The following is a 26,096-nucleotide window of genomic DNA, read 5'->3' on the forward strand; positions in this document are numbered from 1 at the left end:
ACTTTTCAAAGTCTCAAAGTAGAAAAACAAATGACTCGTTTGAAAGATTGAGGTTCGTTTAACACATTTATATCACATTTCTATGTAGAAGATATGTCATTGATTGACATACTATTTTTATGGAAAAATTTAACTGGTAAATTGTCAAACTGTTATTGATATCAATCTTAAGATAGATTTGTTTTTATACATTTATAAGTAAATACTTATTTGAATAAGAATAGTGGAATAGCTGTAGGGTAGGAATATTGCTTGTACAGTAAAATTTTTAACCTTTTTCAACTGGATAGTTATTTCCAAAGCCCGGTGGATGAGCCGTTAACTGTTCCTACAAAGCGGTTGCTCTATCGCTTTGAGAGAGGGGCGATCGCTGCGGGAGCAACAGATGCGACGAGCATATATCGCCTTTTAGAAAAAGCCCAAAAATAACCAAATTGCTGAAAGGAGAAAGCAATGCTTGCTTTGCCTCTCAATAGTGAGAATCTACCATACCCTGACCCCATCCATCCGATCATTGTTCATTTCGTGATTGCGATGGTGTTTTTTTCCTTCTTCTGCGACGTGGTGGGATATCTAACCCGTAACCACCGTTTGTTTGAGGTGAGTTTTTGGAATATGTTTGTTGCGGCGATCGCCATCTTCGCTGCTGTTATCTTTGGTCAGTTTGAAGCTGGTTTAGCCCAATCTTACAACGCAGTTCAGCCAATACTGAATTCACATACAATAACTGGCTGGGCGCTTGCGGCGATCCTTGTCGCCATTACAGCATGGCGTTTTGCAATTCGCGCCCAAGACCCACTAAAGATACCAGTTGCTTACCTAGGTGTTGCCACATTTTTGATTTGCTTGGTGTCCTTACAGGTCTATTTGGGAAGCAAGTTATTTTGGGTTTACGGGTTGCATGTGGAACCAGTCGTTGAAGCGACAAAGCAGGGGGTCTTGCGATGAACTCGCAACTTATTGACCAGTTGTGGTTCAAGCTGGGTGCAAATGGGCTACCATACGAGATTCCCATACATCCAAATTTGGTGCATCTCACGCTAGGTTTATTTATTATCGCCATAGTTTTTGACATAGCAGGTACACTTTTTCCCATAGAAAAACCAATCCTCAAATTTTTGTCTCTGACTGCCATTCGTTCAGGCTTTTATGATGTGGGTTGGTACAACCTGCTAGCTTGTACAGTGATCACATTTTTTACTGTAGCAGCAGGTTTTTTCGAGCTTTTGCTAGCAAATCCGCCAACTGATGTGAAGAGTGCTTGGGGGTTGGGGGCTGGTGCAACGATGCTTTTGCATGGTGTAGGTGGTGTTTTGTTGTTGGCAGCTTTCGTTGCAATGACTGTGTGGAGGGGGTTGCAGCGCTATCGCTGGCGTAAGAATGCCACTAGGCAGGTACAGTGGAGTTATTTGTTAGTGGGCATTGCGCTATTGGGTATTTTGTATGTCCACGGAACGCTGGGGGCGCACATGGGCAGCGAGTTTGCAATTCACAATACAGCTGCAGGTTTGCTGCGGCGGGGCGAAAACCCCAATATGCTTCTCAAGTAAGGGTGTAAGGGTTTCTACAAGTTATATGAGAAAAATTTTAAACACACTGCTATTAGCTGCTTTTATAGCGGCGATTCTCATTGCCAGTCGTTGGCTCGGACAACAAGCATACTCTTGGATGCCTGCTCAGGCAACTGCAGAAGCGAAACGGGTGGATGAGATATTTAGTTTTCTGGTATCAGTTGGAGCGTTCATCTTCTTGGGGCTTACTGGGATCATAGTATATTCGCTTCTCACCTGTCGTGCTCCCAAGGGAGACTGGAGCCACGGTCATCCTGCCAGAAATGATGTGAGGTTAGAGATTCTCTGGACAGTAACCCCGACTCTACTGGTGTTATGGCTCGCAACCCAAAGCTACAAAATTTATCAGCAATTGGATATCCTTGGTTTAACACAGGTGGTACACCTGCATATACCTATTGAAGAACCTGCTTACGCTGTCACGGTTAGCAAGAATATCAAACCTGTGGCTCAAAACATTGAGGTTGTCGCTAAACAGTGGGTTTGGTCTTTCCGCTATCCAGGGAATGTTACCAGTAACGAATTGCACCTGCCGCTCAATCAGCGTACTCGTTTAGATATGCATTCGGAGGACGTTATCCACGGTTTCTACGTTCCGGAGTTCCGCTTGAAACAGGACATTGTCCCCAACCGCAACATTCAGATTGTGTTAGCGCCCACTCGCGAGGGTAAGTATAAGCTGAGTGATTCCCAATTCAGTGGTACTGACTTCGCCTTGATGCAGGCGGATGTGTACGTTGATTCTCCGGAAGCTTATAACCAGTGGCTTTCCCAGGCTGCTGCGGGCAAATCAACTCTTCAAAAATAATGAATCATCATAGTTGAAAAGAAGGTGATGAATGACAAATAACTCTATTGAAGGTAGCGGCACTAGCGAGTCCGAAAATTCCCATAACAACCTTGGGACACACTGGCGGGAGTACTTCAGCTTCAGCAAAGACCATAAAGTCATCGGTGTCCAGTACATGGTGACGACCTTCATTTTCTTCTTGATAGGCGGGCTGTTAGCTATGATTATCCGTGGCGAACTGGTGACGCCTGAATCAAATCTGGTGGATCGCTCGCTCTACAATGGCTTGTTCACCCTACACGGCACGGTGATGATTTTCCTCTGGATTATCCCGTTCATGGCAGGTCTTGCCAATTACCTAGTGCCGCTAATGATTGGGGCAAAGGACATGGCTTTTCCACTCCTGAATGCGATCGCCTTCTGGATCATTCCACCAGCAGGTATTCTGCTACTCTCAAGTTTCTTGCTGCCTAATGGTCCTGCGCAAGCTGGCTGGTGGTCTTACCCGCCGATTAGCATCCAGAACTCCTCCGGTAACTTGCTCAACGGCGAATTTATTTGGATTCTAAGTGTGATACTGCTGGGCATCTCATCAATTATCGGGGGAGTCAACTTTATCACGACCATTGTTTGGATGCGCGCACCAGGGATGACGTTCTTCCGTATGCCCTTGTTCGTCTGGACGGTTCTCAGCGCTCAGATCCTGCAACTATTTTGCTTGCCCTCGCTCACCGGCGCATTGATACTCCTATTTTTCGACCTAAGTTTCGGGACAAACTTCTTCAAACCGTTGCAGAATGGTGACCCAATTATTTACCAGCATTTGTTCTGGTTCTACTCTCACCCAGCAGTGTACGTGATGGCACTACCTCCCTTCGGTATTTTCTCGGAGATTCTCCCTGCCTTTTCCCGCAATCCCCTGTTTGGCTATCGGTCAGTGGCGATCGCCTCCTTCGGTATTGCTTTGGTTAGCATTTTCGTCTGGGTGCATCATATGTTCACTAGTGCTACGCCTGACTGGATGCGGATTCTCTTCATGGCGTCCTCAATGTTGGTCGCCATACCCACTGGCGTTAAGGTATTTGCTTGGACTGCTACCATCTGGAATGGCAGACTGCATCTTTTGACACCGATGCTGTTTGCCTTAGGAGGTGTAGTGATGTTTATTTTAGGCGGTATCACTGGCGTGATGCTCAGTTCAGTACCGTTTGACATTCACGTCAACAACACTTATTTCGTCGTAGGTCACTTTCACTACATCGTCCACAATACCATTACGATGGCAATCTTTGCCGCAATTTACTTTTGGTTCCCTAAAATAACCGGACGAATGTACGCTGAGGGCTGGGGCAAGCTACATTTCTTATTAACCTTCATCGGTGCCAATCTCACCTTCTTCCCTATGCACGCCGTAGGTTTACAGGGTATGTTGCGCCGAATCTCCTCCTACGATCCAAGGTATCAGGGCTGGAACGTCATCGCCAGCCTTGGGGCGTTCCTGTTGGGGATGGCGACATTGCCCTTCATCGCAAATATGATAGGTTCTTTACTACTGGGTTCTAAAGCATCTGACAATCCTTGGCACGCTACAGGTTTGGAGTGGAAAACTTCTTCACCGCCTCCAAGAGAGAACTTCGAGGAAATTCCAGTTGTCACCGAACCGCCCTACAACTACGACGGTAGATCCCGATCAACACCAGAAGCTGCCACTCAAGAATAGCTGCAATTTCATCGGATAAGCAATCATGGAAAATCCTATTGATTTATTAGAGGAAATATTAGATGAAAGCCCTATCCGTTTGGATAAGTTGCGGCGATCTCTACCAAATTGGCTGCAACGGTTCCTGCCAATAGGTGGGGGAAATGCGGAAGATGAGCATGGCAGAACACTATTCGGGTTTACCGTATTTCTACTGTCGGAAAGCATAGTCTTCCTGAGTTTTTTCTTCACATACATTGCTCTAAGATTGACGAGTGCCAATTGGCTACCGCCTGGTGTTTCGGGACCGGAATTATCTGCATTTACGATTTTTAACACGGTAGTCCTTCTTTCCAGTAGCTTTGTCATCCAATCAGCAGAAAACGCCCTCAAGCGTCGCAAAATTACCAGATTTCGCTTGCTGTGGCTGATTACATCTGTTATGGGAATCTACTTCCTCATTGGTCAGGCGATTGAGTGGAACAACCTCAACTTCGGTCTGACTACGGGGCTGGTTGGGGGGACATTCTACGTCCTGACAGGCTTCCACGGTCTGCACGTTCTTGTCGGTGTTCTTCTACAGATACTGATGCTGATTCGTTCTTTTATTCGGGGTAACTATAACAAAGGACACTTTGGCGTAAGTGCGACAACCTTGTTCTGGCACTTTGTTGACGTGATTTGGGTCATTCTGTTTTCGCTTCTTTATCTTTGGCAACCATAGCAATTTTGGCGTTGCTAATTTTGTCATGAATTATTTTTGTATACATTTTTGTAGTTTGATACGAAATCCTTGTAGAGACGTGCCATGGCACGTCTCTACACACCCATGAATTTATAGCGCGTTTCATATGAATGAAGTACAGATTTATCTGTGTCCCATGAGTGTCCATCTGTGGTTCATTATTTCTTTGTGTAGCTTACAAGGGTTGCAAACCGCTATATAATTCATATCCGGAATTCAGCAACGCCAGAATTTTTATCAGCTTTGAGTTGCAAAGCAAAAAGGCAGGAAGCAGAACGAAAGAACTTGCAAGGATCTGCCACCTGCCTTTTGTCTTCTCCTCAAGGAGAAAGGTCTTTGAATTACTCGAAAATTGCTTTCCCCTGAACTGTGGGTGCAGGATTAACATTCAATAGACGTAAGATAGTTGGTGCAATATCAATATTACGCACTTGCTCCAACTTGCCTGGTTGAATATCTGGACCAGCTGCATAGAAAATCGCACTCATATTTGGGAGTGTTGGGTCATAACCATGTGCGCCGTAGAAATTGGGTATAGATAATACAGAAGTACTAGAGACGGAATCTCCTAAACGCTGCACGACTGGAGTTTGAACACCGTCGAAGTTGTAACCTTCTGTAAGTAAGGCAAAGACATCGCCGCTATCTTGACCAATAAAATCGCTGGTGCTTAGACCAAAAGAGGGGTCATTCAATTCAGGGATAGGTCGGGTATATATTTTGTCAAAGACAGGTACGCTATTACCATAAGCATAGTATGGGTTGCTGTCTACAAAGGACTTGAGCGCATCTGCTACCTTTTGTTGCAGGGTAATATACTCTTCACGACTCACATTACCATTAGGTTCGCGTCCTTTGAGGTTAATGTAAATGTTGACCGCAGGACCAGAGGAAACTGCTCGAACTTTGTTGGGGTCAAAGCCTTGGTTCTGCAGGAAGTTGTTGATACTAACTGTTGTGTGGAAAGGGTCAAACCCGTGGTCGGAAACGACTATAATATTGCTCTTGGGTCTGCCACGTCTATCAGTACCAACCGCGTCAATGATTTGTTGAACTGCGCGATCGCTTGCTTGGTAAGCTGCTTGGACATAGCTTTGATAACGGGCTATCTTTTCTTTATCCTGACCTTCTCCAATGGAGTTGGGATTGCTAAAATCAGTTGCTTGACGTGGATCAGTAATAAAAAATTGGTGTTCTGCACCATCGGGTTGCTCGATGTAGAGTAATACTAAATCAGCATTGGGATTCTTGTTGATTGCCCGTAAACCAACACGAGATTGATAGTCAACGAACGTCTGAAGCTGGTCTTGGTAAACAGCTTCTAATTCGCTGTCAGAAAAATTCCCAAGTCCAGGGCTAAGTCGTTCGGTGATGCGGAAATCAGGCTCGATTCCCCAGAAGCCAACATTATTATTGATGTCGTCCACATCTGCAAGTACTGCTGGGTTTCGTGGGATGTAATTTGCAGAGTAGCGAATAAAACGGACAGTGGATAAGTCAGGTGCTACGGTTGTTGCGTAAAAGGCAGTTCCTGCTTTGTTGGAGCTACCCTCTAAGTAGAATGGACTGGACTTTTGGTCATTGACGCGCACGTAAGCAGGTCCAGTGGAAGGCAAGCTGAAAGAACCAGGCTGAATACCTTGGGTAGCATCAAAGAAGACTAAAGTATCGTAATTTACTTGCTTATCATCTGTAGTGTCGAGGGCAGCCACCTGAATATCGTAATTCACCCCACCAACTGTAAATTTATCAAAAGATTTGTTGGTTTCCAAAATGGGGCTGTAGGATACTTTGCCAGCCTCTTTAAATTGGTCAAGAAATTGGTCAAGGATGGTCTCGGGCGCGGGAGCAAAGTCTGCGGTTGTTAAGCTAAAACCTTGCGCTCCAACTCCACCAAAGGTTCCGTAAGGTATTGTGTAATCTACGGTTCTTTTACTGGCTGGCTGCACAATCGGGTTGTTTGTTAAACCTGGCACAGTGATATCTGCTCCATCTGCACCTGGAAATGTAGCTGCTACGACTTTCTTGCCATTTTCTCTCAAAGCTAACCACAGTGGTTGAGCTGTTGGATTTACGCTTTCAGAGGGTCCATGAATGTCAAATTCATAACCACCAATCGGGGCAGCAAAGCCACTGATATTTTGGTTAAAGGGACTGGCAACTAAATGGAACGAATTGGAGTTGATGTCATTGTTTGCTGCTGTAGAACCCGTGCCAATGGCAATATGTGCGGCAGCAGTAAGGGATGGGGTGATTGTAATATTTTGTTGAGCAAAAGCTCCCTTGCTTTGTAGTAACCCTAAACCCTGATTTTTGCTAAGGACTCCATCGGCAAAGTATTGATTAATCAGTCGTGGTGTTGCACCGTCTAGGGAAATCAGAATAACTTTGGGAACTTTAGTGTCGGCGCTAGCAATGACGCGCCCTGTCAAGTCACGATGACTAGTGTATGTATGCGAAAAACCTTGATGCTTGGGTCTGGTCGCTGTTGCAGTGAGCCGAGTCAAGGAAAATCCTGTTGCTAACAAGAGCGCACAGACCAAGCCAACTGCAAACCAGATCAATGTTCGTAGATGACGTCTCAGGAATTGAATCATAAACACTACCTTCAACCCAGATTAAAAAAGTTCCGATATCGAGAGTCAATCTTGAGGCGTCTATTAGCGCTGGCTAAGGATTAATTCCTGTTCGGTTTGCGCTCCTGCATAGAGGAGATCAGGAGTTGAAGTGACATTTGACGGGAGGATCGTTAACCCAACAGTCCGACCTTCAAACCCAGCAGCATCAAAGTACTTGGTGTCACCTACCTGCTGGTAATTGAGATATGTACTCACACCATCAGCAGTTGGGTCAGACTTTAAGGTATCTTGAGTGTAAAAAACACTGTCAGGACCACCCACCAGTGCTTCATTGATAACGCGTCCTGTCAGTTCACCATTGCTAGGAATGTCAAATCCTAAAACGTTTGCCAGCGTAATTGCAACATCGGCATTGCTAACCGGAGCATAACTGGTGTAACCCTGCTTAAAGTCAGGACCGAAGGCAATCATATTATTGTAAGTATCGCCCCGACCAAAGCTGCCGTGCATCCCTTGCCCTTGCTGTAAGCCTGTGTCAGCAATCTCTACCTGGGAGCCAAAGGGATTGTTACTGTCAGTGGCAAATGTCCGGAAGTTCAAGACGATGGAAGGTGTAGGTAGTTGCGTGGAACCCTTCAAATTAATTGAACTAATCGGTAATGCTCCAGGGATAGTGCCGAACTGATCATCCACAAATATGCCACTGGTGTAGTCCTGTTTGCTGAGGAAATCCACCACTTGCTTGACGGTTTCTGGATTTTGATCTGGAACATAAATCAGGTCAGAACCGCCGTTGGCAGCAACAACAACTTTGGCATCAGGCTTGTCCTGAATCACACCACTACCACCAATCAACCCATCACCATTCCTAGGACGTTGTCCTTGAGTAGGGTCTACCAAGGTATAGTTTTTGCCATCAGCAGTTGGCGTGTCGGCGTCATACAGGGGTAGTCCCAATTCGTGGGCAATGTCAATCGCGACAAATCCAGGAGGTAAGTAGCCAGGAGTCACTCCTGGATAGGTTTGTGATGACGCATAATCACTAACTTTTCCTCCTTGGGTATCCGTTAATTGCTTGCTAATTGTGGAGAAGCCGTGATCCGAGGTGATGAAGATATCGGTGTTGGCTGCGAGCTGCGGATCGCTATTGATGAAGTCCAGAATTTGCTTGAGGTTGTTATCGGCATTTTTCACTGCTGCCTTCGAGGTAGGACCATTAATCCCAGGAGTCAAGCTATTGAGGCTATCGCCTTGGTTATGCTGCGTACCATCCGGGTCTCGTGACCAGTAGACCATTGCAAAGGGATTGCCTTTTTCAGTGAAGTCAGGCAGGATTGCCTTGGTAACTGCATTGGTAAAGTACTGCTGCTGAACTGTATTCGCCGCAAGCGTTCCGGGAGTGGTATTGTTCCCTGAATAGCCGTTGCTCAGCTGGTCGGTACTCGCTGCGCCATTAGTACGGTCGGGGGCTGTGATACCTACCCCTGCATCCACCAATCGTCTGGTGATTTCTGAACTGAGAGGAACCCCACCTGTCTTGCCTGTCGAGTCATCAATAATGATCGTGTCCGGTGTTGGTATCTTCCCATCTGCTCCGACATTCCCCTGGGTAACATCCTGAATCAATGTTGGTCCGAGTTTCCCAACCGCAGCGGTGTTGTAACCGTTTTGCCGGGCATACGCTAGCAGTGTTTCTTCGTTTAGATAGTTACCACCAAAGTGTTCGTCGATGTCACTGAGAATCGCGTCATTTTCAATAAACGGTGTTGGTGTCCCATTTCCTCCACCAGCAAAGACAGGATACCCTACGTAGATTGTGTTGCTAAAGTCGCCTGTATCACCTAAGTAATGCCCAGTGGCGATCGCCGACGCATTTGGAGTTGTGAAAGTGGGAAACAGAGAATGGCTATTGACGAAGTTCACTCCTTCCTGACGCAACTGATAGAGGGTTGGTGCATCTTCTGGATTGACTGAACTCGGTCGCAACCCATCTGCCACAAAGATAATTACGTTCCTACCAGTCGGAGTTTGACCCAATATAGGCTGGTCGTTGGTTTGCAAATCTGAAGTGTTACCCAAGCCATAAGCATTGGCGCTGGGATTCACAGAATTGTTACTTAAATATTCATCCATGTCTTTGACTCCATTCAAAATATGACAAATGGCAAATTGGGAAAAAAATACCTCTATTGCCTGATGAATTTAGTACATGATTGCATAATTGCTTAATCTATGTTTTATTTGTGTACTAAATAATTCAGGAGACAATTTTTTCACTCAACCATCTACAAGAGATTCTGTCTGCTAACCTCTTGTAAATCTCTACTTGTTAATGCTTAAATTCTTCGGAAATTCAGTTCAACTCAACTTCTTTTAAATAGAAATTTCCTCTTCTTCAAAATTGCTAGTTACAGAGACTATCATCTGTCATCTGTTAGTCAAACTATTAATAATATCTGAAAAGCGGCTTTAATTCTCTATTTCAGATATTTCCTCTTAACATTAGCAATTGATTTCAGTAGATTATCTGTTGATTTTCCAGATTTTACTACCAGTAATAGCCCATCTATCAACATAATACAAATTAAATATTTATCCAATTAATTTTCGGTAGTTTTTTATTTAAGCTAAGGTTAATAAAAACTTTTTTTAAAATCATTCTTTAGAAAGATTCATTTGTAAATTAGTAAAAACTGATAATAATTATTATTGTTCTCAATTGAATTTTTTGTAGCTAAATTATAAAAAATGATTATAGTTATAATTCAAATGAATGAGCAAAATCTTGTCGCCGACTTAAAGAAGAAAGAGAGTACAAAATCATGGCAGATGTTGTTGTGCCCAAAGCACAGCCTGAATCCGGTCACGAACACCTAACTGGCTGAAAATTTGAGAGACATAATTTCTCACAGTTCCTTCTGTAAGGTGCAGTTCTTGAGCAATTTCACGATTATTTTTTCCCTGTTTCATTAACTTCAAAATTTCCAGTTCACGTTGACTTAACAGGTAGTCAGAATCATGCTTTGGTCGTGAGGAATTAGGTTTTAACTGAGCAACGACTTTCGGAACAATCGATGGTCCGAGTTGACAGTACCCCAGATAAACTGAACGAATGGCTGTCACAATCTGTTCAATTGGAGTGTGTTTGAGTAAGTAACCAAGTGCGCCTGCTTGGAGTGATTGCCAGACATACTCATCATCATCAAATGTCGTCAGCACTAAAATCCGTATCCAAGGATAACGCTGAATAATCTCACGAGTAGCTGTAACGCCATCGCAAATTGGCATTCGGACATCCATCAAAATGACATCGGGTTGTAGGTGTTGGGTGAGGGCGATCGCCTCACGTCCATGACTCGCTTGTCCAACCACATCCAAGCCCGCTTCAGCAGATAGCAATATGGCTAAGTCCTGCCGAAAAATATCCTGGTCATCAACAACTAACAGGCGAATCATAGCGGAAGGATAATTTGAATCTGCGTGCCTAAGCCTGGAGTACTGTTGATCGTCAATTCACCTCTCAATAGTTGGACTCGTTCTTCAATGCCTTGCAATCCCAAACCTAAATGCGGTAGTTTCGGATCAAACCCTTGACCATCATCTGCTAATTCTATCAGGATACCTTCCGGCGTAGACAAACCTCGGAAACGAACCGCAGAAGCATGACCATATTTTTGAATATTAATCAATCCTTCTTTGACAATGTAGTAAATGTGGTGGCTGGTTTGCAACGGCAACTTTGGTAAGTTTATCTCCCATTGCACACTCAAAGCTTGATTGTAGCGAAGCTGTTCGACTAAATTGGTTAAAGCTTGATTGAGATTAAAATCCGATTGCCGCATTGTTTTCAGCGAGTGATTCACATCCTCAATACACTGACTAGCCAGAAATTTAGCTGTGTCTACAGCTTCACAGACTGCATTAATATCGTGTTGTTGTAGCTTTTTTTGGGCTACAGTTAACCGACTGTTGAGGTTTGTCAGACTATGTCCTAAAGAATCATGAATATCGCGAGCAATCCGCGTGCGCTCTAGTGTAGCCGCTAGTGTTTCTACTTGCTCAGCTAAGGCTTCTGCACGTTTTCGGCTTTTTTGTTCTGCAATTACCATAAAACTAAAAGCAATTATGAAGACAGTGACGACGAGATTATCTGATAGCAACCAAATCAACTGTTGGATTTGGTTGCGCTCGCCTAGCTCTACACATAATGCTGCACTCATTTGAGCAGATTTAGGAAGCGCCCATACAAAGGTTAATAAATTTAGGAGTAACGTTAATGTTACAGTCAATATCAGATTTTTACGATTCAATAAAAAGCAGCTTTTCGCAATATATAAATAGAGAAACAATTCTATTCCAATTCCTGTTAGCCTTATGAAAATTGCTAATATAATTCCTGCAAGAACATAGACTTGCCTTTGCCAAAGCGGACGGTTAATTGGAAAGACTAAACTCAACAGCGCATATCCAACAAGACAGAAAACAACCTGTAGAGATGTTGCGATTGAAGCTTGAAACGAGCCATCCAGCAAAAAGGCTAAACTCACTCCAACAATCATCACCCACTCGCTATAACGCAAATTTGAGCGGAATGATGGAGAAGAGATCATACTCAGTTTCATAGCAACTCAAGCAGAAAATATTAGCTAAAAGATACTAGAAACTACACTATAGTATTCCCTTTGAATTTATCTATGACATTTGTCATGTTAATTCATGACACCAATCTATGGTATGCAGAAACTTGATTTGGCACCTTAGTAATTAAGTTACTGGTGTTTTACGAACATGAAACGAATTCACGTTGGTTGGATGGTTATCACTACAGCCCTGATGAGTGGAGGGATAGGATTTCTAGGAGGTACAGTCGTCGGAAAGACGGTTTGGACGATAAGCGATGGTGTGCCAATGGGAGTCTGTTTAACAACTGAAATTGCCAAACAGCAAGGTGCAATGACTCCAACCGAGATTGATAGAGTCTTAAATCAGGCTAGAGAGAAAGTACAACAGACAGCAAATCAAGTCATACCGTTTGCTGAATTTAACTTTAACTGTCCGAAAGCACTCAGTAGTCTTTCCAAATAGATTCTTGTCTTTTCACACTGTTGTATTTAGAATTCCTAATATGATTCAACGCTTCAAGAAGAACATCAAAAAGCGTCCGCTTGTATGGTTTTATGTATTTTCAATTTTAATTGAAGTTTGTATCATTCCAATTTTCCTTTTTACAGATGCACAAAACGGATTACTCAAAGGCTTTGAGAAATCAGGTTTACAATTTAATACGGATTTAGTAACTGCGTTTCGAGTTGTATTGGCAGCACCGGAAGCATTTTTGGGAATTTTCCTAAGTCTTGTGCAAGTTGCTGCTGTCGATGTAGCCGTATTTCTTATTGCTATAGCTTATGGACAACAAGGTTTTGCAACCCTTAAAGCTCGCTTTCGCTTCTGGAGAAAAGATATTTTTTGGCACCGTGGCTTGAGAGTTTGGGGAGTCTGCATATTAACTTTTAGTGCGATGAATTTGGCGACGGCTGCACTCAACAAACTACTGCTAAGTGAAAAGGAATTCGGTTGGCATATTGATTTTTTCTCAATCGTCTTTTTGTTCAAGTTTTTGGTTGCTATGTTTTTAGATGCCGGTGGTTTATTTGAGGAAAATGGTTGGCGAGGATTTGCTTTACCTTTGCTACAGAGCCGTTTTAGCCCTCTCAAAGCCTCGATTATACTAGGATTAATGTGGTTTGCGTGGCACATTCCTGTTAAAGTGGATACTTTTTTTTACGGAATTGGAAATGCGATAGCCATTTTTTCTATTCTGATGATTAAGTTTGTTTTACTTTCAATTATCATGACGTTTTTCTTTAATCGAGTTGGTGGGACTACGATTATTGCGATCGCCATGCATGGGCTATCAAATGATTCAGTCAGGTTAGGTGGCGAAATTTTGTCAGATAGTACCAAAGTTTATCTAATGACTGAAATCAACTTAGTGATTCCAATGATTGTCGTTGCGATCGGATTAATTCTTAAAACAAAAGGTCGGCTTGGCTTCAGAACAGGGTGTGACATGAGATGCTCCAACGCTAGTCGCCTACGGAGGGAAACCCTCCTGCAGCGCTAGCTCCGCTAACTGCAAGCGGTGTAGCGGGATTGTCACAACAACCTCAATAAAATGTCCACAATCCTGGGGTGATCAATTCAAGGAGGTGCTCATCCGGATCTCGGAAATACAGGCTGCAGCCGCCCCGTTTCCAATGAACTTTGCTGTCGATGGGGATACCTCGCTCAGCCAGTCGTTGTTCCCAAAACTCTAGTTCGGACGCCGCAATTGAGAATGCCATGTGCAAGCGACCACTTCCACCATGAGGAGGAATCACCCCTTCTACCGTACCGACGGGAGACGTTGTCCTCCCCGGCTCCTGAGCTATGCTCTTGGGGAACAGGATCAGGGCTTGTCGGTTGGGCACCCGGAGTACACAGATCATCTCATCCATGACCTCTTTCTCAAATCCGAATAGGTCTTCGTAGAACTTAAGCGAGCGTGCCAAGTCTTCAACATATAGCACCGATTCAACAATACCGTTGACAGTTTGCTTCTCAGTCATAGGATACACTCTCTTCAAGAATGCCTGTTACTGTCAGAGTAGGTTATCCAAACGGACTGTTTCAAGAGCCAATTCTGTACTTCTATATAAGTCCACTTCGCGTGAGATATATCTTTAGTTACTGCCCTAACTCTTGCATATTGTTCATCACTTGTTGATATAACTGTTTATTATTCTGTTTCTCAAAAATTTGTGCGGCTCGCTGCAAATCTTCTATAGCTTTCTGTTTATCTCCTAGCGCAGCATACGCATTTCCTCGGTTATTGTATGCTGCTGCAAAGTTGGGAGCAAGACGGATGGCTTCGTTGTAATCGGCGATCGCCCCCTCTCTATCTCCTTGGGCGGCGCGGGCGTTTCCCCGGTTATTGTAAGCAACGGCAAAGTTAGAATTAACATTAATAGCTTGGCTGTAATCGTCTATCGCCGCGTTTCTGTCTCCATTTGCTGCAACCGCATTCCCGCGATTATTGTACGCCTCAGCATAGTTGGGATTGAGGCGAATTGCTTGGCTGTAATCTTCTATCGCCCCGTTTGTGTCTCCCTGTGCGGCGCGAGCATTGCCTCGGTTATTATACGCTTGAGCATCATTGGAATTGATATTAAGCGCTTGGTTGTAATCTTCTATCGCCCCTGCTGATCTCCAGAATCAAATTTAGCCAGTCCCCGGCTATTGTAAGCAGTTCCATAGTTGGGATTGAGGTTAATTGCTCTGGAATAAGAAGCGATCGCCCCTTGTGAGTCTCCTTTAATTTGCTGATATTGACCCTGAATATAAAAGTCTCTCGCTTGTGATGGTCGTGCTGCTGGACGTCCAGCAGGACGGACTCCGATTTCTGTAACCAATACATCCTTAGCGTTACTACAGGAAACGGTTCCAAGGGCAATAAATGCAGTAAGCGCAGCTATGCGGACAGCATTCATTCTTGACGATTCATCCTTATACTAACCATTTAATATTTAGTACAGTATTTCATTAATTCGTAATGTTTTTAAACGCAGAGGACCGCTAAGTAAGCGCAAAGGGACGCAGAGTTTTCGTGTAAGTTTCCGCTATGAATTTATGCAATCATGTACTTAGCATTTATTAATCATCACTGTTTTCGTCACTTTCTTGATTTTTAGGGGTCAGTCGCCATGCAGTTGTTTGCTCAATATCTACAGACAGTTGTTCTAGGTTTTCTCCTAAATCTTTTTGTAGTTTCTGAGTCAATGTGATTGGAAAATCTAAATCGATATCTTCAGTTTGTACTAGTTTTGCAAGTTGTGTAAACGGTACTTTCACCGTTTTTCGCTCGTAACAACTTAGCTTGAAATAAGAGCTTTCTGTTACATTTTGAGCAAGCATAGCTTTTTTTATTCGCTCTTGGAGATTTGCGAATTCTGAGTCTAACAGTTTCCACTGTTGCTCAAGTTGTGCGTATCTTGCATTCAGTGATGTTAAGTTTTCCGTTGCGGGTTCTGGGTGAATTTCTTGGTTTAATTCTATCAAACGTTGATGGACTTGAGCAAGATAAATGCAGTCTAGGTAAGCATAGTCTATTTGTTCTTCGCTTAGGGGTCGCCTTCCCCAATCACTACCTTGTTCTTGTTTCTCTATATTCTTAAAATGACAAAGTTCTGCAGCTAGAGTTTTGAGTTGGTAGTTAGGTAATGGCAAGGCATAGTAGGGAATTTTTTTTGCCATTTCTAAAGTGCAAGTGATATTTTTTGCTTTCTTGTTACCCAGATATTTCAGATCAAAGCTAGCATTATGAAAGACTTTTTCAATATTGGTATTGAGCATAATTTTGTCAATAAACTCAGCGACAACATCAGGATGGTTGAGTACATCCAAAACAAAGGTGCGATCGCCACTCAAATCTTGTGGATCGTCCAATACCTGAATCAGCGACAGTCTAGCATTGCGACTTTTATAGTCTGCGATTTCTGTATCAATCCACAAAATGCTAGCTTTGGTATATTCAGCGACAAGAGAACGGATTTCGCTTGCTAATGTTAGGTATGGCATGAGTTGAGTTTTCCTGAAAAATTCGGAAGGGGTATCAAGTTATAGCTCTCCATTTTTAGCATTTTCTTGGTTATTTTTCTGTGGTTGTATCTACGTGAAGCGGTCGATTGTACTTATGTAGCAGAGCGATGCTCCCGAGGAGCCACCTCAGCATCGCGTTTGGCAATTCTCGGTTACACAATTAACGTGTTTTTGAGCGGCTGCAAAGTTGTGGAATAATTATAGCTGACGAATTAGGAACTTCTGTAATGGGAAATCACGCTAGAAACTTTATCGAACGCAGTGATTATAGAGCCTTCCTTGTGCTATTTAGGAACTGGAGCGGTATTTTCCTGATTACTGCTTTCAGTGTTTGGGCAAATAGTTTGCCGATTTATATCATTTCGATATGGATAATCGGAGCCTTTCAGTACGGCTTAGGAGAAGCTCTCGTACATGAAGCTTCTCACTACAATCTTTTTAAGAAGCATTCGTGGAACGACCAGTTAGAGTTTCTCTATGCACTTCCTTTTTTTACTAGAGTGCCTAAATATCGAGAACTACACTCGCATCATCATAAGTATTTTGGGGAACCCGAAGATCTAAAACCATCTTCTTATGAGAATCTGGGCTTTTTAAATCCTCGAAACAGCCTTTTCTTCCTCTGGTTTGTCAAGCCGATGCTTGGATATGCTGGTTTCCAACACCATTTCTTGACCTTTAATTCAGATTACAATAGATTTTTTGACCGAAAGGTTCTTCTGTTTTGGATATCTGTTGCTTCCTTGTTTTATTGGACAGGTATTTTCCACATCTTATTGTTGTACTGGTTTGTTCCCCTAATGTGGACTTTTAGTAGCTTTCTTTACTGGCAAAGTGTAGACCAGCATTATGGCACTGAATCTGGAACGCGAACGAACATCGGTTTTTTAATCAATTATTTTGGACATAACATTGGATACCATCACGTTCACCATCTCTGCCCTACTATACCCTGGTATAAGCTGCCTGAAGCTCACAAGGTTTTGTGCTCAGAAGTGACTGATATTTCTCATAGTTTTTTCGATACCTATCAGCAATTAAAAGCCTATCGGCAATTAAAAACAGTTAGTTAAGTCGATTGGAGTTTATCTATTTGTAGAGGTGATAGATGAAAACACCCATTAATCCTGTAAACTCCAGACTCGCCAGTGCTTGTCAGCAAGCTGAAGCTAGCTGCTGCAAAACGGGTTTGTTGTTCTTGCTTGAAGACGAATATAAAGCAATTGTTTCATGGCTAACTGACAACTCACCAAGTGAACTTGATGAGTTCGAGTCCCGATGTGTTAAGCACGACGGATTCTACCTATACGATCAAAAAGATTGTTGTCAGTTCCTAACCGAAACGAATCTGTGCAGGCTGCATCTAGAAGGCGTAAAACCATCCGAGTGCTTTTGGTGGCCTGTGCAAATCTACGGTACAGAACCAGAAAATCTTGAATTTCGTGTTGCAACTAGATGCTGTACGGCTTGCGAGTACATTGACGCCAATTCATCTCTGCTTGACGACATTACAAAGAGAGTTGGCGAACTTGGAACTGATGTATTTTGTCGGTTCAGAAAAGTTTACTTGGGAAATTGTGGAAAACGATTTTTACGTAAGTTGTAGCTGTAGCGACCCAAAATACAATTGTAAATTTAGCCATTTTGAACTGATGAGTAGACACTTTGACTTTTGACTTCTAGAACATATCAGCAGGGTCAGCAGCTTGAAGTTTGCGGGTGGCGATCGCTCCGGAAATAAGACACATAACGATGGTCAGCACCAGCACCAACAAGGCTCGTGCTAAGGTCATGTAAATGGGCAAATTTGTCGCATTCCTGGTGAGATGGTAAAGTCCCAAAGGAACTATTGCTCCTGGTATGAAGCCTAGAAATGCTAGAATAACTGCTTCTTCAAAAATCACTCCTAAGAAGTAGAGATTGTCATACCCCATTGCCTTCAAGGTAGCGTACTCTTTGATGTGAGCATTCACATCAGTGGAAAGAACTTGATAAACGATAATGATGCCGACTATAAACCCCATCGACACGCCTAGACCGAAGATAAAGCCGATGGGGCTTTCTTTCTGCCAGTAGTTTTCCTCAAACTGGATAAATTCCTCATGGGTGAGAACTTTGACATCATCAGGTAAGTAGGTTCGTAATGCTGTTGCAACTTGCTTCGGGTCATATCCTGGTTCAAGATAAATCATACCCAAATTAATACTGGCTGCTTGCCGTCCAGGAAAGAGCCGTAAGAAATTCTGATCGCTGGTAATCAAGTTACCATCAGCCCCAAAGGAAGTTCCCAATTTGAATAAGCCACCGAGAGTGATGGTGTGGTTTTCTATTTCAGTGGTAACAGTTTTACCTTGTTCAATTTGGGCAATTGTCTGTTTATAATCTCCTTTAGAATCATGGTCAAATAGCAAAGTATCCGGCAGCTTAATCTTATCTAACTGTTGGTTCACTTCTGGTAACTGAAAAGCTGGTTGGTCAGGATTAACCCCAATAACTTGAATTGATGTTTCGCTACGGGTTTGGGGATTTTTCCAGGTGATCATACTTAGATACAGTCCTTCTGCAGATTTCACTCCTGATATGGAGGATGCTTGGTACAGCCGCCGCCGCGAAAATGTAGACAAATTTTGGATATTACGAGCTTTGGGACTGATTAAAACAATATCTGTATGCAAAACTCTGTTGAGGCGAGTATTACTGTCATAGAGTGCGTTTTGAAAGCCAAGCTGCATGAATATCAGAACATCGGCAAAGGCAATACCTGACAATGCTACCAACAAACGACTTTTTTCATGATTTAGTTGCAGCCATCCCAGAGGTGTTCGCCGCTGTAACTGTTGTATAAATCCAATCATAATTTAATCATTGCCTTAACCTGCAAATTGGTTAACTGAGCAGCTTTTTGGTTTGATGCTGTATTTAATCGGACATGAACTTCAACCACTCTGGCATCAATATTGGTACTAGGGTCAGTGTTGACGACACTCTGACGACGCACCTGTAAGCCTATGCGATCAACTGTTCCTTGCAACTCATCTGGTAAAGCATCGCTAGTTATCCGCACCTGCTGTCCTGAACGGACTTTACTAATATCACTTTGGTAAACTTCTGCAACCACATACATTTGGCTGGTTTGCCCAATTTCAACGATGCCATTACTTGATACCACTTCACCAGCACGTGTATGTATATCCAATACTTGTCCGTCTTGAGGCGATCGCACGTAAGTCTGTTCCAGATTTTTCTTAGCCTGATTCACTTCGGCGATCGCATCATCAACTTCTGCTTTTGCTACTTCCACATCCACTGGGCGCACCTCAGCTATCTTTTCGAGTGTCGCTTGAGCCTCGCCCAGTTGTTTGCTACCAGTCGCGTTCATCCGTGCAAGAACAGCTTGAGCCTCGCTGATTTGCCTGCTACTTGTACCATCAATACGACTAAGGACTGCTTCAGCTTCTCTAACTTCCTGTGTTGCAGTATCTAAACTCAGGCGCTTACTATCAAATGAAGATAGAGAAATTGCACCTTGAGAATATAACTGCTGATAGCGCTTGTATTCGGCTTGAGCATTGTTGAGTTGGGCTCTTAGTTTTCTCATGGTTGCCTGTTGCGCTATCTTGTCGCCTTCCCACTGCGCTTTCAGTCGGGCGATCGCTTCTGCTTGCGCTGTCTTGTCACCTTGCCACTGTGCCTTCAAGCGCTCAACTTGAGCTTGTTGCGCGGCAATTTCACCGCGTTTTGCACCTGCTTGTACTTTCTTGAGGTTTGCTTGCTTGACTCTCACTTGTTCTTGTGCTTTCATGACAGCAGCTTGAAGACGGTCTTTGCTATCAAGAATGGCAATCACTTGCCCTGCTTTTACCTCTTGCCCCTCCTTGACTAACAATTGCTCAACTCGATTCTCTTGACTCGATGTTGGAGCGGAAACTTTAATGATTTCTCCCTGTGGCTCTAGTCTTCCTAAAGCAACCACTTTTGTGACTTTGGGGATGCTAAGCTTAGATGTTTGCGTCACACTAGATTGCTGTGACTGTAATCGCCAGAATCTGTAAGTTGTCAGCCCAGCAACAACAAAAGCTGTAGCAATTGCCAGTATCATCAGTGGGCGACGGCTATGCTTAAAGGATGCAGAACCGTTAGCTGTTGCATCGCGCACATAAGGTGCCTCCTGATTCAATTGGGACATAAATAAACTATACAGTTTAGTTTCTTTATTCTAAACTAGACGGTACAGTACAATTATGTCAAGAAAGATTTTCACCCCAGTGCTTGGTGTCATACACCGGTGTTAGGAAAGGATGGTTGTGTCCCTACAGCCAACCTTATAGCTATAACCTGGTAAAAGTAGAAGAACCGAAAAATGAGAAAGACACAAACAAATAATCTAGATCGTAAGCCATCAGAAGAAAAAGTGGATGCCATTCTGGCAGGTGCAATGCAAGAGTTTCTGGCACATGGGTATGCTGCTACAACTATGGATCAGGTAACAGCAGCAGCAGGTGTGTCTAAAACAACCGTCTACAATCACTTTCAAGACAAGGAAGGACTGTTTACTGCTCTCATACAGCAATTGATTGTATCCAAGTATTACGCAGTATTTAACCCCCAAAAAGCACAATTGATGCAAGGTGAAGCATCTACAATCCTGCGCCATTTAGCGTTCTGTATGCTAGATAACTCTATAGCTGACAAACAGGTGTTAGGATTAATTCGCTTGATAATTGGTGAGTCTGAACGTTTTCCGGAGTTAGCGCGAGCCTTTGTTCTTAACCTTGAAAAATCATTTTTGGAGGATTTGTGTCAATTTCTTGCGTCTCGTACGGAACTCAACCTACCTGATCCAGAAGTTGCGGCGCGAGTGTTTATGGGAACGTTAGTACATTTCATCCTGATTCAGGAAGTACTGCATAGCAATGATATTCTACCAATGGAGCGCGATCGCCTGGTTGACAACTTGATTTACTTGTTAACTATTAATCAGACTATTAATCAGAGTGTAAAACATATAAGCGCAGATCAGTACTCAGGCACAAAGCAAAAATCTCCTCGGCGCAACCGTAAGGATTCAGGTAAATTTGAGCGAGACTACGATTCTGAGCCGAAACGTTTAAGATCTATGAGACTCACAGATACAGCTTGGGAAAAATTAGCTGCGATCGCCGCTAAAAATCAACTCACCCGCAGTGAGGTGATCGAAATCATTGCTCGCAATCAAGGATTAACCTGAGGAGCAAGGAAGAGGTCATCTGTGTCAACTGAAGCTGAAAACCTTGTCATTAGGTTACATCATATGCCCTTATGCTTGCCCATAATTTTCGCTTCACCCCACCCCAGCTTACACAAAACCGGGGTGGGGTAAACGTTTGAACGTGATTGTTCACACCAATGCACTTGTGCAAAATTGTATATACATGACAAATTCGAGTGTCTGCTTGGTTCGATTCCAACCAGCCCTATTTACATCTGTCATTGTCTGACTTTTTTGTATATACATGGTGAGAAAAGGTGGAAGACTTTCTGCTTGCGTAGGCATGGCAAATTTACCCAGCCGTTTCGTCAAGAGCCTGATTTCTGCCAATTTGGCAACCTAACTAGGCGGAAATATATTTGAATTTTGAGGAAATTATCTTTAGTGAAGGGTTATCAGATTAGCTTCCTCTACTACTTAAAACTGCCTATTTTCAAGGTTGCTGCACCTTTCTCAACTTAAAATCAGATTGCTAGACCCCTATGTGTGTCAGCTTAGTCGAGACGAAATTGAAAATGCTTACAAGCAAAGGGTTATGCGCTTTCTCCTATGTGTGTCAATCTTGAAAGTTGCGAATGGGCTTAAAGCATTATGGGAAGAAAATTGAGTGCGCGATTTGGCTTTTCCCTGTTTGACAAAAGACTAATATCACCGAGTTCCTTCTAAATTTTACGAATCTCTATGAGTTTATCCAATCCCGCTTCAACTCCACAACCTTCTTATACCGCAAAAGACCTTCAAGTATGGCTGGCGTCTTTTTTTGCTGAGTTACTAGGACTGCAACCAGCAGAGATAAACATTCAAGAGCCTTTCGACAGCTACGGTTTGGATTCAGCCCAGGTGATGATTATTGCTAGTAAAGTGGAGAAATTGCTCGGATTTCAGTTATCTCCCCTGCTGGTGTGGCATTACCCCACTATTGAATCACTTTCCCAGCGTTTAGCCGAAGAATTTGGTGGTTCGGAGACAGAACTTTTTCAAATTTAAAGTTTGCAGTTGTTTTTACGCAAAGAAACTCGGTTAAGAGCAAAAATCGTAGGTTTAGCAATCAGCTACCTACGAAGAAACCGATTTTCTAGTATTTGGTACATATACGCAATCCTAAATGATTCGTGAAATTCTCTCTTCTCTTTTCTTGGCGTCCTTGGCGTCTTGGCGGTTAATAATTTTCATAAATCAAATAGGACTGCTATAAGTCTTGAAATGTAAACGCTGCAGTTGTTTTTAAAGAGATTGCAAAAAACTATGAATACATCCGAAATTTTGGCAACTCTCAGGCAACAGTCTGTACAGATCTGGGTTGAGAATGACAAACTCAAGATCCGTTCTCCCAAAGGAATATTAACGCCAGATCTACAGGCAGAAATAGCTGCAAACAAGCCGGAAATTATGGCATTTTTACGTCAGGGTAATGTTGCCATTAGTTCTCATCCCATATCGCGGGATAATGATCTCAGTCTGCAAACAATCGGTCGTTTAATTGGGGAAATAGGCGATAAATTAAATCTAGAGTGTAAGCAACCGATTATCGATCCTAGACTGATGGCTCAAAGGCTAACTGTCACCTTTAGACCTGTGCCAAATAGATACAAAAATGAAGAAATTCTCAGATTTAGAGAAGAACTAGAACTGAAACTGCACTCATATGGGGTGAAAGTTTTACCGTGGGAAAAAGCTATAACAGAGTTTCATTATAAAATCAATATCCCGTTTCTTAACTGGAAGAAAACCATCAAAAACAGGGTGGTGAAATCTGGGGTAAATGCTGTCATTGATGTAGATAGACCACCTTCTTTAATAAGTCGATTTAAGAAAAATTTAGCAGAAAAGCTGTATCAAATCTATTCTCGTTTTATTGTGAAGGGGCAAAAAATCTCGGTAACGAGAATTGCTCAGTTAATCGGTTGGGCTGAAGATTGTGCAGCTAAATACATTGAAGATCCGACAAATACTCAGGTTATTGTACTCACGGAATTAGATAAAGAGTTTGTTAATTCCGAAACTCCCTATCAACAGAAGATAAAGATTGGGTTGAATACTCTCATCAGGACATTTTCAGAAATTGTGATTGGAGTGTCTCATTCACATTTTTCAATTCTGAATATGAATCTTTCAGATTCCGTATTTTCTATAAATGAGATAGATAGTTTTGTTTTAAATTCACTCATTCCCAAGGTCTACGTTCCCATATTACCTTTGCCATTGAGCAAATTTCAAATAGAAGAATTCGACTCTCTGCAATCAACTTATGCACAAAAATTAGTTACCTTAGGTAATAAGCTTGCAGAAACCAATCTCTTTCCTTCTGGTTCAAAGCTAAGCGAGGTGATTAAAAGAAAGTCCTATAGAGATATCGTTAACGTCATTGTAAATGGCAGAACAGGTGTTTCTTATGGCTTTGTTGCGTATGCAGAGCCACCACATTACGTTGGACAAATTGAGATAACTGAACGGGAGTGGAAAAATCTATATCCTGTTGAAGGATTCAGTATTGATGAAGTCCGCAAAAATTCGATAGGTAGACGTTATTTAAAAACTAAGATAGGAACAGAATATAAATTTAAGCAGATTCCCGATATTTGGATTTTAAGTGCTCGTTCTGGGTCAAATAAAACTAACTTGAGTCTTGAAAGTGACATAGTTAGAATTGGTTTGACAGACAGGTTATTGCTACAGTTACCGCTCTTAGTTGATTCTCAAGTCGTAGATATCAAGCCTTCCTATGATGTCTATGTAATGCTGGGAATAGCTATGTCCGCAGCTTTGTATGCACCAAACTTAATGAGAAATGGTCTGCCAATGATCCATTTTCACGGATACCCAACAGCTGAGTGGTTTCAGATGAATGAACATTATGCTGGAGTTAACAATCCTTCAGTGCCTTGTGGAACCTATGAATCTGGAGTCTTCAATTTTTTGAGTATTTATAACTTGGTAAATCAACATGGTGGGAATATTTCCTTAGCCAGTTTGATAGAACCGGATCATGGAACGAATATCATAGCTTCTGATTTGGAATATCTCGTAGAAAGAGTGAAGACTGGGTGTGAAAAAGGAGAAATAGAACTAGGTGGAAAACATTTTGCTTCTCTTAAGACAAAGATAGCTGATAGTTGAATATAAATCTTAGAGGTTGTTTAAAAAGTGGTTGGCTGTGATTTTTGGCACTTATTGATCCCCCCTAGCCCCCCTTTCCAAGGGGGGAACCGGAATCAAAGTCCCCCTTTTTAAGGGGGATTTAGGGGGATCTAGAACACTTTGCTACCGACAGTAGGACTTTTAAAACATCCTCTTAGTTTTCACGGTATCTGGAAAACCTCGCTTCTATTTCTCTCTCCTACAAGGAGAGAGACTTTGAATGTTGGGGAAAGAAAGTTAGATTTTTTGTGGACTTTTCCACATGACGTGAAAAGTCAGGAATATAAATTTGCTTTCTGATGCGTCCTAAGTAAAGTTGATTTGAATGTGGAATCGCAACTAATCATGATTGCCAACAGAAAACTGGGACGCGTCGAGCAAGCGATGGAAACCTTAAATCGCTGTGCTAAAACCTGGAATGTAATCACTATTAGTCGGATCAAAGGACCTCTAAGTGAAGAAGTTGTCAGACAGGCTCTAGATCTAATCCAGCATCGTCACCCTCGTCTTAATTCTCGGATTGTTGGTTCTCTTAATAGCCTCCGCTTTCAAACTGAAGGAACAGCAAAGATTTCTTTGCGTGTTGTGAACAAATTAGACAATTGGCAGTGGCAAGAAGTCGTTCATGAAGAGCTAAACGAGGAAATTGATAGTAGCAAAAATCTGCTGCGAGCAGTGCTTGTTCATATCTTAAGCGAAGACCATGTCAGTTACCTGATTACAACAGTACACCACGGGGTTTCGGACGCGTTATCATGCGTCCGGCTTCACTCAGAAATATTAGAGTACTGTCATAAAATTGTGTCCGGCGAGGTAATGAATCCAGTTGCTAGCTTAGACGCGCTTCCACCAATTGAAGAACTACTACCCAAATGGACAAAAAGTTTCAGTGGTAGGATAAGTGGCGTGTTCCTGTTTTTACGGCTTGGGTTTCAGAAAATCTGGAATCGACCGGAAACACTAGGTTTTGAAAAGTATGCACCCCTTGCGAAGCGTACTTGTGGCATGGTTCACAGACAGCTTGATCCAGAGTTGACTCAACAGCTGGTAAATCGTTGCAGGCAGGAAAATACGACAGTGCAGAGTGCTTTGTGCGCTGCACTGTTGTTTACTGTAGCGAGAAAAATAGCTAAAGGTAAGAGAAAAGATGTACGAGTGAGTTGCCTGTCATATTTTGATTTGAGGAAACGCCTAGAACCTGCAATCACCGATGAGCATATGGGTGTGTTAGCATCATCTATTTTGGGATTTCACACTATACATACCAATACATCTTTCTGGGAATTAGCTCGGGATGTGAAACAACACCTTGAAGCTGTTACAAAGCACAACGATATCTTTAAGATGATATTGATGTCCAAGGATTTCATCAAGTTTTTTCTCGCCGTCCCGAACGAAGTCTCTGCCACTGTATCTGTCTCTAATATTGGCAAAGTCAACATCCCCAACGTTTACGGAGCATTTGAACTAGAAGAAATCAGCTACCTTGGCTCTAATTCTTTGTATGCAGGTGTTTTCGCTACAAACGCCTCAACTTTTCAAGGAAAAATGCTGTTAAATTTTGTTTTTTCTCTGCCTTCAATCAGTCAGGATACTATGGAGACTCTTGTGAACAACGTCGTGTCCTGTATTATTGAGGTTTGCGATTTCAATGTTGTTTTCACCCCAATTCACAAGTAACCCATTCCC

At 42.7% G+C, this 26,096-nt stretch carries 22 protein-coding genes and 1 pseudogene; 14 read left to right on the forward strand and 9 right to left on the reverse strand.

Going from position 1 to position 26,096, the window contains the following annotated elements:
* Positions 1–252: 252 nt before the first annotated feature.
* From V5G28_RS15365 to V5G28_RS15390, 6 genes are read left to right on the forward strand one after another with little or no spacing between them, the layout of a single operon-like run.
* Positions 253–429, forward strand: a complete 177-nt coding sequence (locus tag V5G28_RS15365; RefSeq protein WP_158054653.1) for a hypothetical protein — start codon at positions 253–255, stop codon at positions 427–429.
* Between the two features lie 24 nt (positions 430–453).
* Positions 454–948 (forward strand): DUF2231 domain-containing protein, encoded by a 495-nt coding sequence (locus V5G28_RS15370; RefSeq protein ID WP_332997095.1) that lies wholly within the window; start codon positions 454–456, stop codon positions 946–948.
* The gene (locus V5G28_RS15375; protein ID WP_096564282.1) at positions 945–1,550 is read left to right on the forward strand and encodes a DUF2231 domain-containing protein; all 606 of its coding nucleotides are present in this window, start codon (positions 945–947) and stop codon (positions 1,548–1,550) included. The genes V5G28_RS15370 and V5G28_RS15375 overlap by 4 nt, the downstream gene beginning before the upstream one ends.
* 25 nt (positions 1,551–1,575) lie before the next feature.
* A complete protein-coding gene (locus tag V5G28_RS15380; protein ID WP_332997098.1) occupies positions 1,576–2,379 on the forward strand; it encodes a cytochrome c oxidase subunit II in 804 nt (267 codons plus the stop codon).
* A gap of 31 nt (positions 2,380–2,410) precedes the next feature.
* A complete protein-coding gene (gene ctaD, locus V5G28_RS15385; RefSeq protein ID WP_332997100.1) occupies positions 2,411–4,081 on the forward strand; it encodes a cytochrome c oxidase subunit I in 1,671 nt (556 codons plus the stop codon).
* Between the two features lie 25 nt (positions 4,082–4,106).
* A complete protein-coding gene (locus tag V5G28_RS15390; protein ID WP_336230861.1) occupies positions 4,107–4,784 on the forward strand; it encodes a cytochrome c oxidase subunit 3 in 678 nt (225 codons plus the stop codon).
* Between the two features lie 362 nt (positions 4,785–5,146).
* On the opposite strand, the gene V5G28_RS15395 is transcribed toward V5G28_RS15390, so the two are convergent.
* From V5G28_RS15395 to V5G28_RS15410, 4 genes are all read right to left on the reverse strand, one after another.
* A complete protein-coding gene (locus V5G28_RS15395) occupies positions 5,147–7,402 on the reverse strand; it encodes an alkaline phosphatase family protein (RefSeq protein ID WP_332997102.1) in 2,256 nt (751 codons plus the stop codon).
* A gap of 63 nt (positions 7,403–7,465) precedes the next feature.
* Positions 7,466–9,517: an alkaline phosphatase family protein gene (locus V5G28_RS15400; protein ID WP_332997104.1), complete on the reverse strand. Its 2,052-nt coding sequence runs from the start codon at positions 9,515–9,517 to the stop codon at positions 7,466–7,468.
* A 687-nt stretch (positions 9,518–10,204) separates the two neighbouring features.
* Positions 10,205–10,840, reverse strand: coding sequence for a response regulator transcription factor (locus V5G28_RS15405; protein WP_332997106.1), 636 nt, complete (start codon positions 10,838–10,840; stop codon positions 10,205–10,207).
* Positions 10,837–12,006: a sensor histidine kinase gene (locus V5G28_RS15410; protein WP_332997108.1), complete on the reverse strand. Its 1,170-nt coding sequence runs from the start codon at positions 12,004–12,006 to the stop codon at positions 10,837–10,839. The genes V5G28_RS15405 and V5G28_RS15410 overlap by 4 nt, the downstream gene beginning before the upstream one ends.
* A 166-nt stretch (positions 12,007–12,172) precedes the next feature.
* On the opposite strand from V5G28_RS15410, the gene V5G28_RS15415 reads away from it, so the two are divergent.
* Both V5G28_RS15415 and V5G28_RS15420 read left to right on the forward strand, forming a co-directional pair.
* Positions 12,173–12,469, forward strand: coding sequence for a hypothetical protein (locus tag V5G28_RS15415; protein WP_332997110.1), 297 nt, complete (start codon positions 12,173–12,175; stop codon positions 12,467–12,469).
* A 40-nt stretch (positions 12,470–12,509) separates the two neighbouring features.
* The gene (locus V5G28_RS15420) at positions 12,510–13,508 is read left to right on the forward strand and encodes a CPBP family intramembrane glutamic endopeptidase (RefSeq protein WP_332997112.1); all 999 of its coding nucleotides are present in this window, start codon (positions 12,510–12,512) and stop codon (positions 13,506–13,508) included.
* Positions 13,509–13,551: 43 nt separating this feature from the next.
* Here the strand turns inward: V5G28_RS15420 and V5G28_RS15425 are convergent, their stop codons facing one another.
* The 3 genes and pseudogenes from V5G28_RS15425 to V5G28_RS15435 all read right to left on the reverse strand — a co-directional run bounded on the left by V5G28_RS15425 (position 13,552) and on the right by V5G28_RS15435 (position 16,000).
* Positions 13,552–13,992 (reverse strand): VOC family protein, encoded by a 441-nt coding sequence (locus tag V5G28_RS15425; protein WP_096564272.1) that lies wholly within the window; start codon positions 13,990–13,992, stop codon positions 13,552–13,554.
* 118 nt (positions 13,993–14,110) lie between these two features.
* Positions 14,111–14,913, reverse strand: a pseudogene (locus V5G28_RS15430) (tetratricopeptide repeat protein).
* 163 nt (positions 14,914–15,076) lie between these two features.
* Positions 15,077–16,000 carry a ribonuclease D gene (locus V5G28_RS15435; protein WP_332997114.1) on the reverse strand — a complete coding sequence of 308 codons (924 nt, stop codon included), beginning with the start codon at positions 15,998–16,000 and terminating at the stop codon, positions 15,077–15,079.
* Positions 16,001–16,248: 248 nt separating this feature from the next.
* Between V5G28_RS15435 and V5G28_RS15440 the strand changes: the two genes are divergently transcribed.
* Both V5G28_RS15440 and V5G28_RS15445 read left to right on the forward strand, forming a co-directional pair.
* Positions 16,249–17,094 carry a fatty acid desaturase family protein gene (locus V5G28_RS15440; RefSeq protein ID WP_332997116.1) on the forward strand — a complete coding sequence of 282 codons (846 nt, stop codon included), beginning with the start codon at positions 16,249–16,251 and terminating at the stop codon, positions 17,092–17,094.
* A 35-nt stretch (positions 17,095–17,129) separates the two neighbouring features.
* Complete coding sequence (locus V5G28_RS15445; protein ID WP_332997119.1) at positions 17,130–17,627, forward strand: hypothetical protein; 498 nt, start codon at positions 17,130–17,132, stop codon at positions 17,625–17,627.
* Between the two features lie 73 nt (positions 17,628–17,700).
* Here the strand turns inward: V5G28_RS15445 and devC are convergent, their stop codons facing one another.
* Together devC and V5G28_RS15455 are read right to left on the reverse strand one after the other, a co-directional pair.
* Positions 17,701–18,876 (reverse strand): ABC transporter permease DevC, encoded by a 1,176-nt coding sequence (gene devC / locus V5G28_RS15450; RefSeq protein ID WP_332997121.1) that lies wholly within the window; start codon positions 18,874–18,876, stop codon positions 17,701–17,703.
* On the reverse strand, positions 18,873–20,207 hold the full coding sequence (locus tag V5G28_RS15455; protein ID WP_332997122.1) for an ABC exporter membrane fusion protein: 1,335 nt from the start codon (positions 20,205–20,207) through the stop codon (positions 18,873–18,875). Before V5G28_RS15455 ends, devC begins: the two co-directional genes overlap by 4 nt.
* Positions 20,208–20,381: 174 nt before the next feature.
* On the opposite strand from V5G28_RS15455, the gene V5G28_RS15460 reads away from it, so the two are divergent.
* From V5G28_RS15460 to V5G28_RS15475, 4 genes are all read left to right on the forward strand, one after another.
* Positions 20,382–21,248 (forward strand): TetR/AcrR family transcriptional regulator, encoded by an 867-nt coding sequence (locus tag V5G28_RS15460; RefSeq protein WP_332997124.1) that lies wholly within the window; start codon positions 20,382–20,384, stop codon positions 21,246–21,248.
* Positions 21,249–21,950: 702 nt separating this feature from the next.
* Positions 21,951–22,256, forward strand: coding sequence for an acyl carrier protein (locus V5G28_RS15465; protein WP_332997126.1), 306 nt, complete (start codon positions 21,951–21,953; stop codon positions 22,254–22,256).
* Positions 22,257–22,514: 258 nt separating this feature from the next.
* The gene (locus V5G28_RS15470) at positions 22,515–24,386 is read left to right on the forward strand and encodes a hypothetical protein (RefSeq protein WP_336230863.1); all 1,872 of its coding nucleotides are present in this window, start codon (positions 22,515–22,517) and stop codon (positions 24,384–24,386) included.
* A gap of 366 nt (positions 24,387–24,752) precedes the next feature.
* On the forward strand, positions 24,753–26,087 hold the full coding sequence (locus V5G28_RS15475) for a phthiocerol/phthiodiolone dimycocerosyl transferase family protein (protein WP_332997127.1): 1,335 nt from the start codon (positions 24,753–24,755) through the stop codon (positions 26,085–26,087).
* Positions 26,088–26,096 lie beyond the last annotated feature (9 nt).

Origin of the sequence: Scytonema sp. PRP1 (assembly GCF_036697665.2) — a bacterium.
GTDB classification, from domain to species: domain Bacteria; phylum Cyanobacteriota; class Cyanobacteriia; order Cyanobacteriales; family Nostocaceae; genus Kalymmatonema; species Kalymmatonema gypsitolerans.